The organism is Imperialibacter sp. (assembly GCF_040222385.1).
In the GTDB taxonomy this organism is placed as follows: Bacteria; Bacteroidota; Bacteroidia; order Cytophagales; family Cyclobacteriaceae; genus Imperialibacter.
Genome location: NZ_JAVKDF010000014.1, coordinates 114786 through 129403, shown reverse-complemented (window position 1 = coordinate 129403; position 14618 = coordinate 114786). Strand labels below are relative to the sequence as shown.

Genomic DNA, 14618 nt, shown 5'->3' with positions numbered 1-14618 from the left:
TGTCAGATAACCTGAGTTACACCCGGTACTGCAATGGTATAAAAACCATTTTTGTCGGGCATTGACTTCGGGTTCGCATCCCATGCAAGGCTGTCCGGGAACAAGTTCACCTCAGAATTGATTGCTTCTTCCCAGGTGAGCTCCCTTCCTGAGTAGGTAGCCATACGGCCCATGATAGCAGTCATGGTTGCTTTCGCACCATTTTCAAGATCGTTAATCACGCCGCCTTTGCGAATAGAGGCAAATAACTCCACATGCTCCTGCTCGTACGGGTTCGGATCGTCCTTTCCCCTGTGCTTGTAAATAATATTTCCTTTGAGGTCAACAATGTTGCCGCTGCCATCGGCACGACCCTTGGTGCCTACAATTTCTTCGGTTACTTTGTCCATGCAGCCTTTGATGTGCCGACACTGGCTGTTCATGATAGCGCCATCTTCATAGGTGTATTCCACATAGTGGTGATCGAAAATTTCACCGAACTCCTTGCCGGTTCTCACCTGACGTCCACCCATGCCCTGCGCCTTCACCGGGTAGCCTTGCTTGGCCCAGTTCATCACGTCTATGTTGTGGATGTGCTGCTCCACGATGTGGTCGCCGCACAGCCAGTTGAAATAATACCAGTTTCTCATTTGGTACTGCATCTCCGTCATGTCAGGTTGTCTTTCTCTCACCCATACACCAGCGCTGTTCCAGTAAACCTGGCCTGACGTAACGTCGCCTATTTCGCCACCATGAACCCTCTTCATGATCTCACGATAAGAAGACTCGTAATGACGCTGAAGACCAACGACTATATTGAGGTTCTTTTGCTTCGATTCTTCCAGAAGACCTAAAACTTTACGGATGCCAACCGCATCTGTAGCCAAAGGTTTCTCGCAGAAGATATGCTTGCTCTGCTTGATGGCATACTCCAGGTGATAAGGGCGGAACCCTGGAGGTGTAGCCAGGATGACGACATCAGCCAGATCGATAGCACTCTTATAGCCTTCAAATCCAACAAATTTATTCTTTTCCGGCACGTCAATTTTTGCCTTCAAACTGCCTTTGCCGTCTACATCGTCTTTGGTAATGTTGCTGTAGCAAGCGTCTAGCCTGTCTCTGAAAGCGTCGGCCATAGCCACCAGCTTCACATTGGGGTCGGCAATAAGTGCTTGCACTACGGCACCGGAACCACGGCCGCCACAGCCTACGAGGGCAAGCTTAAGCTCCTTTGGTTTTTGCAGGGTCATGGCATTGGCATCCCATGCCAGTCCGCTGAGCATAATGCCACCGGCGGCCATGGCAGAACCCTTTACGAAATCTCTGCGATTGAGCCCGGAGGTATTTTTTGAATCAATATGAGTCATAACGGTATGTGTTAAGTATGTATTGGTAGTTTTAGGTAATCAATATAGTTAACCTTCGTCAAGAACGGAAGCCCAGAAAGCTGCTTGTTCAGCTTTTGTAGGCTGCTTAGCTGGCTTTACGAGCCTAATGCCCACAAATGGAGCGTCTGATGCCCACCAGAAGCTTTTAGGAATCTGCGGATCACGCTTTTGCCAGTTGGGGGTTGACGTTGTTCTGTTGGCTGACCGCAGGTCTTCCGGGTCGTCGTCCCATGAGCCTCCACGGGCCGACCTCGGATGTAGGTTGGTGGGCTTTCTCCACGGGTTTGTTTGACCGTCGCCAACAGTTGCATAGTAGTCGGCCTGGTATTGGTCGAGCGTCCATTCCATCACATTGCCATGCATGTCGTAAAGTCCCCAGGCGTTTGGCTTTTTGCCTTTCACCTCGTGGTATTTGTCGTTGCTGTTGTCGTAGAACCAGGCATAACTTTTAAGTGAGTCTGCGTCGTCACCGAATGAATAGGCTGTGGTTGAACCGGCTCGGCACGCATATTCCCATTCGGCCTCAGTCGGCAGGCGGTAGAACTCACCAGTGGTCTCGCTCAGCCATTTGCAAAAAGTAACGGCTGCATACTGCGTCATGCTGGTAGCAGGAAACCCATATTTACCCATGCCATAGCTGGGATCCAGGTAAGGCGTGCTTGGCTTTACCATAGCGTCGGCCTTCTTCTGGCTCGCCTCATCCACATACACAAGGGTAGCTCTTTTGTCCTTGTCAGTGAATAATTCGTATAGTTCCCATGTCACTTCGGTCTCAGACATATAAAATGCCTCCAGCGCTACCTGATGAACAGGGCCTTCGTCTTCTTCCCTGTTTTTTGCGCCTTCGGGGCTGCCCATCGTGTAAGTGCCGGCTGGAATAGGAACCATTTTGAACGATACTTCACTTCCTTCAATCGTCTTGGTAATGGGCTCCAGGCCCTCCTGAGCGTAAGCCAAACCTGCTGCCGAAACGCAGCAAATAGTTAGCAATCTTTTCAACAACATAATCTTATCAGTTCTCCACAATTAGTTTAAATGATATTTCCACTTCTTCTCCGGTTACTATCTGCCCAAACATGGCGGTTGGTGGCTCCATGTCATAGTCTTTCATATTTAGTTTGTAGGAACCTTCGAACGAATACTTTCCACTGGCATCCCGCTTTCCTGCTACAGCGAGAGTGATCGCTTTTGTTTTGCCAGCGATCGTAAGGTTGCCTTTTGCTTCTACAGCAAAGGCTTCTTTACCGGGCGAGGTGATCTGATTGTCGGTCAGTGAAAATGTAATGTTTGGATTTTCTTCATACTTGAGCGCATTGTATATTTTCTGCTCCATGGTTTCACCACGTTCGCTTTTGATGCTAAGCACGGGCACAGTAATAGACACCGCCGCTATTTTATCGCCTTTCTTGAATTCGCCTTTTTTGAGAATTTTCTCATCTACCTTAACAGTGCCGCTTACGTCAGTGACATTGCAGATCCAGCTATGAAGTGTGGAGGTGCCAGAAATAGACATTTCGGAAGATTTGCTGACTTTCAAATCTGAGGGTTGACCATAGCTCTGGTTAAAAATTGCCAAAAAGGCAACCGCCAGTAAAATCGGGTGTGTTCTTTTCATTTCGTTTAAGTAATTCCTTTCGAATAATAAATTAAATGTAAAATGACGAGAACCAGAAGAATCATTTGACGAATCAGTGTAAAGGCCTGATTAATTGTTTAAATTCATACAATAAAAAAGAAGCGGATGACGATGAAAGGTGTGTGGAGGCAATGGGCCTTACTATTTGTGGCAGTGGCTGTGCTGGGATGCAGCAAAGATGAAGACCCCAAGCCGGTGGCTATTACAGCGGCGGACTTTGAAGGAGAATGGTCGATTACAACTTACAAGCTGGCTGGAACTGACGAAACAGCAACGCTCTCGGAATTCACATTTGAAATATTTTCGAATGGCGATTTTCTTGTCAACAAGAATGGACAGAACGATTCCTATGGGTCTTATGAGGTAGATGAGGCGGCAAAGGTTTTGACCGTCGATCTTACCAATCCAAAAGAACCATCTAAAGTAATAGACGGCACCTGGCAAGTATACGAAAAAACTGATGAGAGCATGACCCTCAAAAGCTTCGAGCAAGGTGAAAAGAAAGACTTTGTGCTCACAAGGATTTAGCTCCTGGAGATAAAGAATATCCCCCTTATTGTTCATTTGTTTGATTCAACTCATAAATTTGAGTTCTTCTTTGTGAGTTATGCAAAACACCTTAAAATCCTTCGGCTCGACCCTGGAAGGAGAGTTCTTTATTGACGATGTGCTGCGGAGGTTATACTCTACGGATGCATCGGCCTACAAGGAAATGCCGCTCGCTGTGGCTATGCCAAAGAGCATTTCCGACATCAAGAAACTTATTGAATTTGCTCATAAGCAGAAAACCTCTCTGATTCCACGTACTGCGGGCACCTCACTGGCAGGTCAGGTAGTAGGCAGCGGTATCGTGGTAGACGTGTCCAAATATTTTACCCGGATTCTTGAGGTAAACAAGGAAGAAAGGTGGGTGCGGCTACATCCGGGCGTTGTGCGTGATGATTTGAACAAACACCTGGCACCCTTCGGCCTGATGTTTGCCCCGGAGACGTCTACGGCTAACAGGGCGATGGTAGGTGGCATGGTCGGTAACAACTCCTGCGGCTCCAATTCTGTGGTGTATGGCAGCACGAGGGAGCATCTTCTGGAGGCCAAAGTAATTCTAAGTGACGGCTCCGATGCAGTCTTTCATTCAATAGGTCAGGAAGAGTTCATGGAGAAGGTGGAAAGTAACTCCAGCCTGGAAAGTGAAATCTACGGAGAGCTTTTCGACATTTTAAATGACCCCGAAAACCAGGCGGAAATTGAGCGGGAATTCCCCAAGGTAAGCATCCCCAGGCGCAACACAGGGTATGCCATGGACATGCTCCTGAGGGAAAAGCCTTTCAGCGAAAAGGGCCCCGACTTCAATCTTTGCTCGCTGCTGGCTGGATCCGAAGGTACGCTTGCTTTTATCACCGAATTGAAGCTTAATCTTGTACCACTTCCCCCAAAAGACAGGGCACTGGTTTGCGTTCACTATAATACCATCGAAGAAAGCTTGCGGGGCAATCTCGTTGCGCTCAAATACAACCCAAGTGCCTGCGAGCTCATCGACAAGATCATTCTCGATTGTACCAAGAGCAACATCGAACAGAACAAAAACAGGTTCTTTATTCAGGGTGACCCGGGAGCCATTTTGGTGGTTGAAATCGGAAGGGAAACAGCCGAAGAAAGAGACAGAGATGTTGCAGAGATGATTGCTGAGATGCAGTCTATTGGCCTGGGCTATCATTTTCCAGTTCTCTTTGGTGACGACATGGGCAAAATTTGGACGCTGAGGAAAGCAGGGCTTGGGTTATTAGCCAACATGCCAGGAGATGCCAAAGCCGTGCCGGTGATTGAGGACACCGCTGTGGATGTGAACGAGCTGCCGGAATATATCAGGGAGTTCAATGAAATTCTGCATAAATATGGGCTGAGCAGTGTGCATTATGCACATGCCAGCACTGGCGAACTGCATCTGCGCCCTATTCTGGACTTGAAGACAGCCGAGGGCCAGCAAATGTTCCGCACCATTGCCGAGGAAATAGCGACCCTTGTAAAGAAATACAAAGGCAGCTTAAGCGGCGAGCATGGCGACGGCAGGTTGCGAGGGGAGTTCATCCCTCAGATGGTCGGGCAAAAAAACTATGAGTTGATGGAAAGGATCAAAGACGCTTTTGATCCGGAAAACATCCTGAACCCCGGCAAGATCGTTCGCACACCGCCGATGGATACATCACTTCGGTATACGGTCGGGCAAGGCACCAAAGAAATTGATACATTTTTCGATTTTTCTGAAACGCTCGGAATTGTTCGGGCAGCGGAGCAATGCAACGGATCCGGCGATTGCAGAAAAACGCATCTGAGCGGAGGCACCATGTGCCCGAGCTTTATGGCCACCCGCAACGAAAAGGAAACTACGAGGGCCAGAGCGAACATGCTCAGAGAAATGCTGACGAGCAGTACGAAGAAAAACCCATTCGACCACAAAGAAATCAAAGAGGTGATGGACTTGTGCTTGTCGTGCAAAGGCTGTAAATCAGAGTGCCCCAGCAATGTGGACATGGGTAAATTGAAGGCTGAGTTTACCCAACATTATCACGAAGCGAATGGCATTCCTTTTCGAAGCAGGATGGTGGCAGGCTTTGCCAAAGCCAGTAAGCTGGCATCAATAGCGCCCGGTTTGTACAATTTCACCATCAGCAATCCGGTTACTGCACCCATTATTAAAGCATTCCTGGGTTTTGCTCAGGACAGGCCTATTCCGAGATTGAGCACAACAACTTTCCGTGCCTGGTTTGAGAAGGAGTTCAAACCGACTGTAGATCCATCTGAAGCCAAGGGAAGCGTGCTCATGTTTTGCGACGAGTTCACCGATTATAACGACGCCGAAATTGGAGCGACGGCAGTCAAGCTGCTGGACAAACTGGGTTATGTTGTCGAAATGCCCACTCACGAAGAATCAGGTCGGGCCCACCTCTCCAAAGGGCTGATCAAAGAAGCCAAAAAGTTAGCAGAGAAGAATATTAAGTTGCTGGCCGGTAAGGTGTCAAATGAAAAGCCACTGCTGGGGATTGAACCAAGTACGATTTTCTCTTTCAGGGATGAATACATAGACCTGACCAGAGGTGAAGTAAAGGAGCAGGCCAGGGAAATTGCAAAGAACATTTTCCTGATCGACGAATTTCTGGCAGCGGAAATGGAAAAGGGAAACATCAAAGCTGAGCAGTTTACTGAAGAAAAGAAAAGAATCAGGCTGCATGGCCACTGTCATCAGAAGGCGCTGAGTTCCGTCGTGCCTTCCAAGAAAATGCTTAGTCTTCCCAAAAACTACGAGGTGCTGTTGATACCAAGCGGTTGCTGTGGCATGGCGGGTTCTTTTGGTTATGAGAAAGAGCACTATGAGGTTTCGATGCAAATTGGCGAGTTGGTGCTTTTTCCGACAGTAAGAAATGAGGCCGACGAAACCATCATTGCAGCGCCAGGCACAAGCTGCCGCCATCAGATCAAGGACGGAACTGACAAGGTGGCGAAGCATCCGGTGGAAGTGCTTTGGGAGGCGTTGGTGTAGATTGTAATATTTGGCTCAATTTGATTAAATTTGAAGTATGAGTTTGCTTATCACAGACGAAATACTCAATCAGGCAAACATGTCTGAAGAGCAGTTCAAGCTTGAACTGGCTATATTCCTGTTTCAAAGGGACGTCTTCACCATGGGCAAATCATCTGCCTTTGCTGGCATTCACCCGTTCCAGTTCCAAAAGATTCTTGCCGACAGGAAAATACCTGTCCACTATGGTGAAGATGACTTGGAGAAAGATCTTCAGATAATAAAGAAGCTTTGAGGTGGTAGTAGTTGCAGACACATCTTCTGTGTCCAACTTGATAGTGGTACAAAAATTAGATTTGCTCCATTCTCTGTTTGGGGATGTTTTTATACCCGAAAGAGTGTTTGTTGAAATCGAACAGTTGGCAAATTTCGGAATCGATATGAGTGTTTTTGTCAATGCCGATTGGATAAAGACAAAGAGCCTTGAAGATTTTTCCGTTTATGACCAACTTACGGAAACGCTCGATAGAGGCGAGTACGAAGCAATTGCCTTGTCTTTGACATATACTAATAGCCTCCTTTTGATTGACGAAAGAAAAGGAAGGGCTATCGCTGAGTCGTATAATATTCGATGCATTGGCCTTGTTGGCATTTTGATTTTAGCAAAGGAGAAAGGCTTTATCGGTGCAGTCAAACCTCTTCTCGATCGACTGATTGAAGAGGCAAATTTCTTTATTTCAGCAAAAGTTTACCAATCTGCTCTATCGGCTGCCAACGAAGTAATTAAATAGGCGGAATTTAAATTGTCTATTCCGAAAATCCCCTATCTTTTCTCAATTTAACTACACACCCTTATGTGCCGACTCCTCGCCTACCTGGGAAGACCCATCCTGATGGATAAATTCCTGTACGAGCCTAAAAACTCGATGATCAAACAGAGCTTTAGCGCCAAAGAAATTGAGGAGCCGCTCAATGGCGACGGTTTCGGCGTAGGCTGGTACCACAAAGAAATTTCGCCTGACCCCGCCACGTTTGTGTCGATTTATCCGGCGTGGAACAACCGTAACCTGCGCTACCTGGCCCCAAAAGTAAAGTCGGAATGCCTGGTAGCCCATGTTCGTGCTGCCAGCGAAGGCGACGTATCGGAGGCTAATTGCCATCCTTTTCATTACCAAAACTACCTGATGCTGCACAATGGTGGCGTCGACGATTTCATCAAAATAAAACGCCGACTAACCACTTCTCTACATGAAGATCGATACCGCTGGATCAAAGGCCAGACGGACTCTGAGCACCTATTCGCCGTTTTTCTTGATAAGCTGGCGACAAGAGGCACCAGCTTTGACGCCGAGGATGTGGCCGATTCCTTCGAGGAAATGATTGTCGACATGAAGGCTGCCATGCACGAAGCTGAGATTACCGACCCTGCCTACCTCAACATGGTATTTGTTGACGGTGAGCGCATGGTGGGCCTGAGGTACATTTCCAACCCGAGCGACAAGCCATTGACACTCTACTACTCGGAAGGGAGCCGCTATGTGTGCGAAGATGGCATGTGCCACATGTTGCCTGCCACGCCGGAAGAAAAGTCGGTGATGATTGTGTCTGAAAAACTGACGGAGTTTGCTGAGGACTGGAAGCCCATCCCCGACAACCACATGATTTTAGTGAAAAAGGATTTGAGTGTGAGCTTGAGAAAGGTGACTGCATAACCTAACTTTTCACAGCCCTTACCATTTCCTTTTTGCCTGGCGGGCCGGGGAGCTCCTCCACTCTGAAGCCTGCTTGCTTCAGGTTTCGTTTAAACTGCCCCTGTGCGCAATAAGTTACCAGAAAACCCCCGGGAGCAAGTGAGTCATACATCTTTTGTATCACTTCCATGGCCCACATCTCGGGCTGCTTGTTGGGAGCAAATGCGTCGAAATAGATGATGTTGAATGGAGTGGTTGAGGAATAGTAGTGTACCGGAGTTTCCACTTTTTTAAGTGAAAAATGGGTGGCCACCTGAGCTTTTTCACCCCACTGTGCCGTGTGAAGCCGGCCGAAACGGTAACCAAACTCTGCTTTTCCAACTGCTTCAGCATAATTAAGTGCGTCATAAATTTCAGCAGGCAAAGGAAACGTCTCCAATGATTCAAAGTAAACCTCTTGCTGGTGCTCTTCTGCAAAAATCAGACTTAAAAACGCATTCAGTCCTGTGCCAAAGCCAATCTCCAAAATTTTCGGTGCGCTCTTGTGATGATCACACCAATGCCTGAGCCCCATCTCGATAAAAACGTGCGATGACTCCTGAATGGCACCATGGAACGAGTGGTAAGTCTCGTTGAGGGCTTCATTTTTTAAGGAATGTGAGCCGTCGTCCGTAACAATGAGATGAATGTTGGCGCTCATCAACCTTCGCCCTTTGTCTTTTCAACCTTGTAAATAAGCGCAACGGCATGGGCAGCAATGCCTTCCTCGTTTCCAACGAAGCCAAGCTTCTCGGTAGTTGTAGCTTTTATGGAAATATCTTCCCCGGCCACATCCATTACCTCAGAAAGAACGGCCACCATCTGCGGAATAAACGGATTCACCTTTGGCCGTTGAGCACAGAGGGTCACATCTATATTACCAACTTCGTAGTGTTTGTTTCTTATGAGGGTCATCACTTCATCGAGCAGCTTTTTACTGTCGATGCCCTTATATTTTGGATCTGTGTCTGGGAAGTGAAATCCTATGTCCCGCATGTTGGCAGCACCCAAAATGGCATCGCAGATTACATGGATGATTACGTCGGCATCCGAATGTCCGACTGCCCCTTTTTCATGGTCAATTTTAATACCTCCCAGCCACAGGTCGTAGCCCTCTTTCAACTGATGCACATCATATCCGTAACCGATCCTGATTGTTGGCTTTTTCATTTTATTGCTTCGTAGTACAGCGTGGAACTGTTGGCGTGAGTAAGAATGTTGTTGGCTTCGTCGAGGACATTGTCTGTGGTCACAGATTCGATTTTTTCAGTTTCCTTGTTCACCCAGTTTGGGTCTCCCAAAAATGACATGAATGCCACATTCATTGCCTGGTTCAATAACTCTACTTCAGAGAAAACAAGAGATGAGAGCGCTTTGTTTTTCACTTTGGTCAACTCATCGGCGTTAATCTTCTTCGTTTTGATTTCGGCCAGCACTTCATCAATGGCTTTGTCGGCTTCCTCAAAGGTATGTCCTTCATTCAGCTTGCCATCAATCATCAGTAGGCCGGGGTCAATAGAACCGAGCACATACGACTGGATGCTGTTGAATATTTTTTTCTCCTTCACCAGCACATTGTATAACCTGCTCGATTTACCTCTGCCCAAAATGTCACCGAGAAAATCGATTGTTTGGTAGTTGTCGGCAGCCCTTCCACTCATGTGGTAGGTTTTGTAAAGAGCGCTTAGCGGTACTTTTGACTCCACTGTTAGCGTCCGGGCTTCATTTTGCCTGGGCTCCGCCCGCAGGTGGCGGGCAGGAACGTCTCCTGCCGGAATGGGGCCAAACCATTTCTCTGCCAGCTTTCGCACTTGCTCGGTGGTTACCTTGCCGGCCACTACCATTATGGCGTTGTTGGGGCGGTAATATTTAAAGAAAAAGTCCTGCACGTCATTCATCGTGGCGTTCTCAATGTGAGAGATTTCCTTGCCAATGGTCGCCCATTTATAAGAATGCTCTTTATAAGCCAGCGGCCTCAGCTTAAGCCAAATATCGCCATAAGGCTGATTCAGGTAGCGCTGTTTAAATTCCTCAATCACCACCTTTTGCTGCACTTCCAGCACTTTTGGATCGAAGGACAAGCTCAGCATTCTGTCTGACTCCAGCCAAAAGGCGGTCTCAATATTGGCTGCCGGCAACGTGATGTAATAGTTGGTAATGTCGGGGCTGGTAAAGGCGTTGTTTTCTCCCCCCACCAGTTGAAGCGGCTCATCGTAGCTTGGAATATGCTTTGAACCCCCAAACATCAGGTGTTCAAAAAGATGTGCAAAGCCAGTCTTATGCTCTTCCTCATCCCTTGAGCCCACCTTGTACAAGATATTTACCACTGCCAGTTCGGTGCTATTGTCGGGTATTACGTGTACCTCTAGCCCGTTGGCCAGTTTAAAACTTTCGAATTGAATCATTTGCTATAAAATTGCCGCTAAAATAAGCATTCACTCATACTATTGTCCGAAACTACATCGAATATGTAAAAGGTTCGGTTTTGCAAAGAATTTTCCATCTCCGCTTTCCTCCGCAAAGCTCAAACATTTACATTTGGCTAACAATTAAACAACAGATTATGGCAATTGCGGCCGGAACCCTCACCCAAATGAAATTTGACAGGAAGTCGCTAGCAGACAAGCAGCTTCTTTCCATATACGAGAAGCTTTTGGAGCCCAGACTTATCGAAGAGAAAATGCTTATCCTTCTTCGTCAGAACAAAATCAGTAAGTGGTTTTCTGGCATTGGGCAGGAAGCGATATCCGTTGGGGCTACACTCGCTCTAAAGGAAAGCGAATACATCCTGCCAATGCACCGCAATCTTGGCGTGTTTACCTCCCGTGGCATCCCTTACGAAAGACTTTTTTCGCAGTTTCAGGGTACGGCCAATGGGTTTACCAAAGGCCGGGACAGGTCGTTTCACTTTGGTACACAAGAATATAAGATTGTGGGAATGATCAGCCATTTGGGGCCGCAGTTGGCGCTGGCAGATGGTATTGCCCTGGCAGGTAAGCTGAAAAAGGAGAATGCCGCAACCGCTGTTTTTACAGGCGATGGTGGCAGCAGTGAGGGCGACTTTCACGAGGCCCTTAATGTGGCAGCTGTCTGGGATTTGCCGGTGCTTTTTATTGTAGAGAACAACGGGTATGGTCTGAGCACACCCAGCAACGAACAATTCAAGTTCAAATCCTTTGTTGACAAGGGGCCAGGGTATGGCATCGAAACCATCAGTATCGATGGCAATAATATTCTGGAGGTTTATCTCAGCATATCCAGGTTGGCAGAGGATATCAGAAAAAATCCACGTCCAATTCTGATTGAAGCCAACACATTCCGGATGCGTGGGCACGAGGAAGCGTCCGGTACCAAGTACGTACCCAAGGAGCTAATGGACTACTGGGCAACCAAAGATCCCATCAATAATTTTGAGCAATACCTGCTAGAAACTGGCGTATTGACCGACGAAGCAGCGGAAAAGACCAGAAAGAAAATAAAAAGTCAGGTGGACAAGGCTGTGAAGATAGCTTTCAGTGAGCCGGAGGTAATTCCGTCGACTGAGCAAGAGCTGGCTGACCTTTACAGCCCTTTCGTGCAGCAAGTAGTTGCTCCAAAGAGTAAGAGCACCTCCCCGAAGCGCTTTCTCGATGCCATTACTGACGGGCTTCGTCAAAGCATGGAGCGATACCCCGAGCTTGTGCTCATGGGTCAGGATATTGCAGAGTACGGCGGAGTCTTCAAGGCAACAGATGGCTTTGTTGAGAAATTCGGAAAAGACAGGGTGCGCAATACACCCCTTTGTGAATCGGCCATTGTTGGTACCGGTCTTGGGCTTTCTATCAAAGGCATGAAGTCGATGGTGGAAATGCAATTTGCTGACTTTGTCACCGAGGGCTTCAATCAGATTGTGAACAATCTGGCCAAGAGCCACTGGCGTTGGGGTCAGAAAGCAGACGTCGTAGTGAGGATGCCAACCGGAGCTGGCGTGGCGGCAGGGCCGTTTCATTCCCAATCCAACGAAGCCTGGTTCTTCCATACACCGGGACTGAAAATTGTTTACCCATCTACCGTATATGATGCCAAGGGGCTGCTGAATGCGACTTTGGAAGACCCCAACCCCTATATGTACTTTGAGCACAAAGTGCTCTATCGCTCCCTGACTGAAGAGATTCCCGACGATTACTACACTGTGGAAATAGGCAAAGCCCGACTAGCTGCCGAAGGCACCGATATTTCCATTATTACTTATGGCATGGGGGTACACTGGGCTCAGCATGTTTGTAAAGAGCTAGGTGTGTCCGCCGACATTGTGGATTTGAGAACTTTGTTGCCATGGGATAAGGAAGCGGTAAGGGAAACCGTGAAGAAAACAGGCAAAGTGTTGGTGCTGCATGAGGATTGCCTCACGGGCGGCATCGGTGCCGAAATCGCTGCCTGGATAAGTGAGCATTGCTTCACTAGTCTTGATGCGCCAGTTATGCGTGAAGCAAGTCTTGACACGCCAGTGCCTTTTGCACCGGCATTGGAGCAAAACTTTTTGCCAAAAGGCCGCCTGAGGGAAAGAATCGAGGAACTTTTGCGTTTTTAGTAAGAGCCGTCAATTCTTCATTTGGGCATTAATTTTATATATTGCCGCTTTAGGTTTACTTAATTGAGTTTAACGGGTGTTTATTTCTTCTTCTTTTAAAACTTTCACCTCATCAGCCTTGAGGCTTACCTGGATTAGCTTGTTGGCCATTTTGTTATGGTTGGCTTCTGCTGATGTAGCGAAGGCTCAGTTGCTGGAGGGAAGAAATAAACTGAAGACAGTTGAGGAGAAGCCCGAAAATCCTGGTTTTTTCCTCAACAGAAGACGAGGCAAGTCCGAAAAAAACGCTGGGCAAGTATCCAAGAAAGACAGAAAAGTCGACACAAGAACTGTTAAACGTCCAAAGAAGAACATCAGGCAGGGAGCTAACTATCAGTCAACCGGCGGTGGCGTTTCCATCGACAACTCACCCCGATCTTCTGCTCGTTTTTCGGAGCCTGGAAAGGTTTCCCGCAGAAAATCAAAGGTCAAATACAGATCCAATAGCGAAAAGGCAAGCAAGCAACGCAGACGTGTGCCCATGATCAGGCTCTCGCCAAGAATTGGCATCTACAATCCTAATTCACCAAATCCCAGGTACTCAAAGAACCCCGGGTTTGATCGAACCAAACGATACGCCGCCTCACCCAGGTATTCTGTGCCGCAACCAAGAGTAAGCCCTCAGTCAGTTAACCCCCGGTACAGCCAAAGCCAGGGGTTTGTCGTTAAAAAGGGGGGCTATGTCATTGGCTTTAAGAATACCCCCGGAATACTTCCAATTGCCAAAGCGGGCCCCCGCTATAGCAAGCCTCAAAAGAGGGTGTCGCCCGGAAGTGTATCTCCAAGGTATAGCAAAGCACCTAAGCAGGTTTCTCCCGGAAGCGTTTCGCCACGGTACAGCGAAAGCCAGGGTTTTGTCACCAACAAGAGTAAGTGGATTTTTGGTTTTAGAAAGACCCCCGGAATATTGCCAATAGCCAAGGCTGGCCCCAGGTATAGCAAACCTCAGAAGCGTGTATCACCCGAAAGTGTTTCACCTCGCTACAGTGTGGCACCCAAGCTAGTTTCTCCTGGAAGTGTGTCCCCCAGATATAGCAAGGCTCCCAAACAGGTTTCGCCGGAAAGCGTTTCTCCGAGGTATAGCAAAGACCCCGGCTTTGTTGTAAAAAAGGGAGGTTGGGCAATTGGGTTCAATAATACATCAGGGTTTCTCCCAATAGGAAAGGCTACGCCGAGGTACAGCAAGGAAGCCGGGTTCTATCGGCCAGGGAACGGAGTTAACAGGTCAATCTCCGAGGAAGCAAGACAGTTTTCCCTGCCTGATAAAGAAAAGAGAAGAGACAATAATTATAATCCACTGGTGTCTACCCATATTCCCACTATCGTAACCACGCCAAGAGACAGGAGCTTCAGGAAAAGATATAATGAGATGATTACCGACTGGCAGGGTGACGAAAAAAGGGTGTCTAAGTTTGCTGAAAAGCTACAAGACAAAGGATACGCCTTGATGTACAATGAATACAGCGGGTTCTTGAAGGTGAGAACTGAGGGAAGAGAAAAGCATCACTCCGAGAAAGAGGCAGGACGACTCGCTGAGTATACCGGTGGTTTTAAAATAAAACGAGGAACTGGTGATAGCCACCCCAGTATTGCCTATATCTCAGGCAGGAAAATTAACTCCAGAAAGCTTCGAAAAGAATGGCGGGAGCTGAATATCATATTGGTGAGAGTGAGCGGGAACAAAGAGGTAGCAAAGGGTGTTAAAAATGGGTCTGATAAACCTAAGTACGACAAAAAAGAAAGAGACATCTGGAATTACTAG

The 14618-nt window shown here is 47.6% G+C and carries 13 protein-coding genes; 7 read left to right on the top strand and 6 right to left on the bottom strand.

What is annotated here, in order from left to right:
• Positions 1-2: 2 nt before the first annotated feature.
• The 3 genes from RIG68_RS03505 to RIG68_RS03495 are packed head-to-tail and all read right to left on the bottom strand — an operon-like array spanning position 3 to position 2982.
• The gene (locus RIG68_RS03505; RefSeq protein ID WP_350118606.1) at positions 3-1346 is read right to left on the bottom strand and encodes a Gfo/Idh/MocA family oxidoreductase; all 1344 of its coding nucleotides are present in this window, start codon (positions 1344-1346) and stop codon (positions 3-5) included.
• Positions 1347-1394: 48 nt separating this feature from the next.
• Complete coding sequence (locus tag RIG68_RS03500; protein WP_350118603.1) at positions 1395-2372, bottom strand: formylglycine-generating enzyme family protein; 978 nt, start codon at positions 2370-2372, stop codon at positions 1395-1397.
• Between the two features lie 7 nt (positions 2373-2379).
• A complete protein-coding gene (locus RIG68_RS03495; protein ID WP_350118600.1) occupies positions 2380-2982 on the bottom strand; it encodes a YceI family protein in 603 nt (200 codons plus the stop codon).
• Positions 2983-3108: 126 nt separating this feature from the next.
• Here RIG68_RS03495 and RIG68_RS03490 point away from each other — a divergent pair, with 126 nt between their 5' ends.
• From RIG68_RS03490 to RIG68_RS03470, 5 genes are all read left to right on the top strand, one after another.
• Positions 3109-3531, top strand: a complete 423-nt coding sequence (locus RIG68_RS03490; RefSeq protein WP_350118597.1) for a hypothetical protein — start codon at positions 3109-3111, stop codon at positions 3529-3531.
• Between the two features lie 79 nt (positions 3532-3610).
• Positions 3611-6538 (top strand): FAD-binding and (Fe-S)-binding domain-containing protein, encoded by a 2928-nt coding sequence (locus RIG68_RS03485; RefSeq protein WP_350118594.1) that lies wholly within the window; start codon positions 3611-3613, stop codon positions 6536-6538.
• 37 nt (positions 6539-6575) lie between these two features.
• A complete protein-coding gene (locus RIG68_RS03480) occupies positions 6576-6812 on the top strand; it encodes a UPF0175 family protein (RefSeq protein ID WP_350088570.1) in 237 nt (78 codons plus the stop codon).
• A 1-nt stretch (position 6813) separates the two neighbouring features.
• The gene (locus RIG68_RS03475) at positions 6814-7308 is read left to right on the top strand and encodes a PIN domain-containing protein (protein ID WP_502880607.1); all 495 of its coding nucleotides are present in this window, start codon (positions 6814-6816) and stop codon (positions 7306-7308) included.
• 63 nt (positions 7309-7371) lie between these two features.
• Positions 7372-8229: a class II glutamine amidotransferase gene (locus RIG68_RS03470; protein ID WP_350118588.1), complete on the top strand. Its 858-nt coding sequence runs from the start codon at positions 7372-7374 to the stop codon at positions 8227-8229.
• A gap of 1 nt (position 8230) precedes the next feature.
• Here RIG68_RS03470 and mnmC2 read toward each other — a convergent pair whose 3' ends face one another.
• Genes mnmC2 through RIG68_RS03455 form a run of 3 tightly spaced genes read right to left on the bottom strand, consistent with a single transcriptional unit; the run spans position 8231 to position 10652 of the window.
• Positions 8231-8908 carry a tRNA (5-methylaminomethyl-2-thiouridine)(34)-methyltransferase MnmC2 gene (mnmC2, locus tag RIG68_RS03465; RefSeq protein WP_350118585.1) on the bottom strand — a complete coding sequence of 226 codons (678 nt, stop codon included), beginning with the start codon at positions 8906-8908 and terminating at the stop codon, positions 8231-8233.
• Positions 8908-9417 carry a 2-C-methyl-D-erythritol 2,4-cyclodiphosphate synthase gene (ispF, locus tag RIG68_RS03460; RefSeq protein ID WP_350118582.1) on the bottom strand — a complete coding sequence of 170 codons (510 nt, stop codon included), beginning with the start codon at positions 9415-9417 and terminating at the stop codon, positions 8908-8910. The genes mnmC2 and ispF overlap by 1 nt, the downstream gene beginning before the upstream one ends.
• Positions 9414-10652, bottom strand: coding sequence for a M16 family metallopeptidase (locus RIG68_RS03455; RefSeq protein ID WP_350118580.1), 1239 nt, complete (start codon positions 10650-10652; stop codon positions 9414-9416). Before RIG68_RS03455 ends, ispF begins: the two co-directional genes overlap by 4 nt.
• 188 nt (positions 10653-10840) lie before the next feature.
• Between RIG68_RS03455 and RIG68_RS03450 the strand changes: the two genes are divergently transcribed.
• The gene (locus RIG68_RS03450) at positions 10841-12817 is read left to right on the top strand and encodes an alpha-ketoacid dehydrogenase subunit alpha/beta (protein ID WP_350118717.1); all 1977 of its coding nucleotides are present in this window, start codon (positions 10841-10843) and stop codon (positions 12815-12817) included.
• A 118-nt stretch (positions 12818-12935) separates the two neighbouring features.
• Complete coding sequence (locus RIG68_RS03445; protein WP_350118578.1) at positions 12936-14618, top strand: hypothetical protein; 1683 nt, start codon at positions 12936-12938, stop codon at positions 14616-14618.

Coding starts and splice junctions, on each gene's coding strand:
- RIG68_RS03480 (WP_350088570.1), top strand. CDS start 6,576: ATGAGTTTGCTTATCACAGACGAAATACTCAATCAGGCAAACATGTCT.
- RIG68_RS03505 (WP_350118606.1), bottom strand. CDS start 1,346: ATGACTCATATTGATTCAAAAAATACCTCCGGGCTCAATCGCAGAGAT.
- RIG68_RS03450 (WP_350118717.1), top strand. CDS start 10,841: ATGAAATTTGACAGGAAGTCGCTAGCAGACAAGCAGCTTCTTTCCATA.
- RIG68_RS03455 (WP_350118580.1), bottom strand. CDS start 10,652: ATGATTCAATTCGAAAGTTTTAAACTGGCCAACGGGCTAGAGGTACAC.
- RIG68_RS03495 (WP_350118600.1), bottom strand. CDS start 2,982: ATGAAAAGAACACACCCGATTTTACTGGCGGTTGCCTTTTTGGCAATT.
- RIG68_RS03490 (WP_350118597.1), top strand. CDS start 3,109: ATGACGATGAAAGGTGTGTGGAGGCAATGGGCCTTACTATTTGTGGCA.
- RIG68_RS03500 (WP_350118603.1), bottom strand. CDS start 2,372: ATGTTGTTGAAAAGATTGCTAACTATTTGCTGCGTTTCGGCAGCAGGT.
- ispF (WP_350118582.1), bottom strand. CDS start 9,417: ATGAAAAAGCCAACAATCAGGATCGGTTACGGATATGATGTGCATCAG.
- RIG68_RS03470 (WP_350118588.1), top strand. CDS start 7,372: ATGTGCCGACTCCTCGCCTACCTGGGAAGACCCATCCTGATGGATAAA.
- mnmC2 (WP_350118585.1), bottom strand. CDS start 8,908: ATGAGCGCCAACATTCATCTCATTGTTACGGACGACGGCTCACATTCC.
- RIG68_RS03485 (WP_350118594.1), top strand. CDS start 3,611: ATGCAAAACACCTTAAAATCCTTCGGCTCGACCCTGGAAGGAGAGTTC.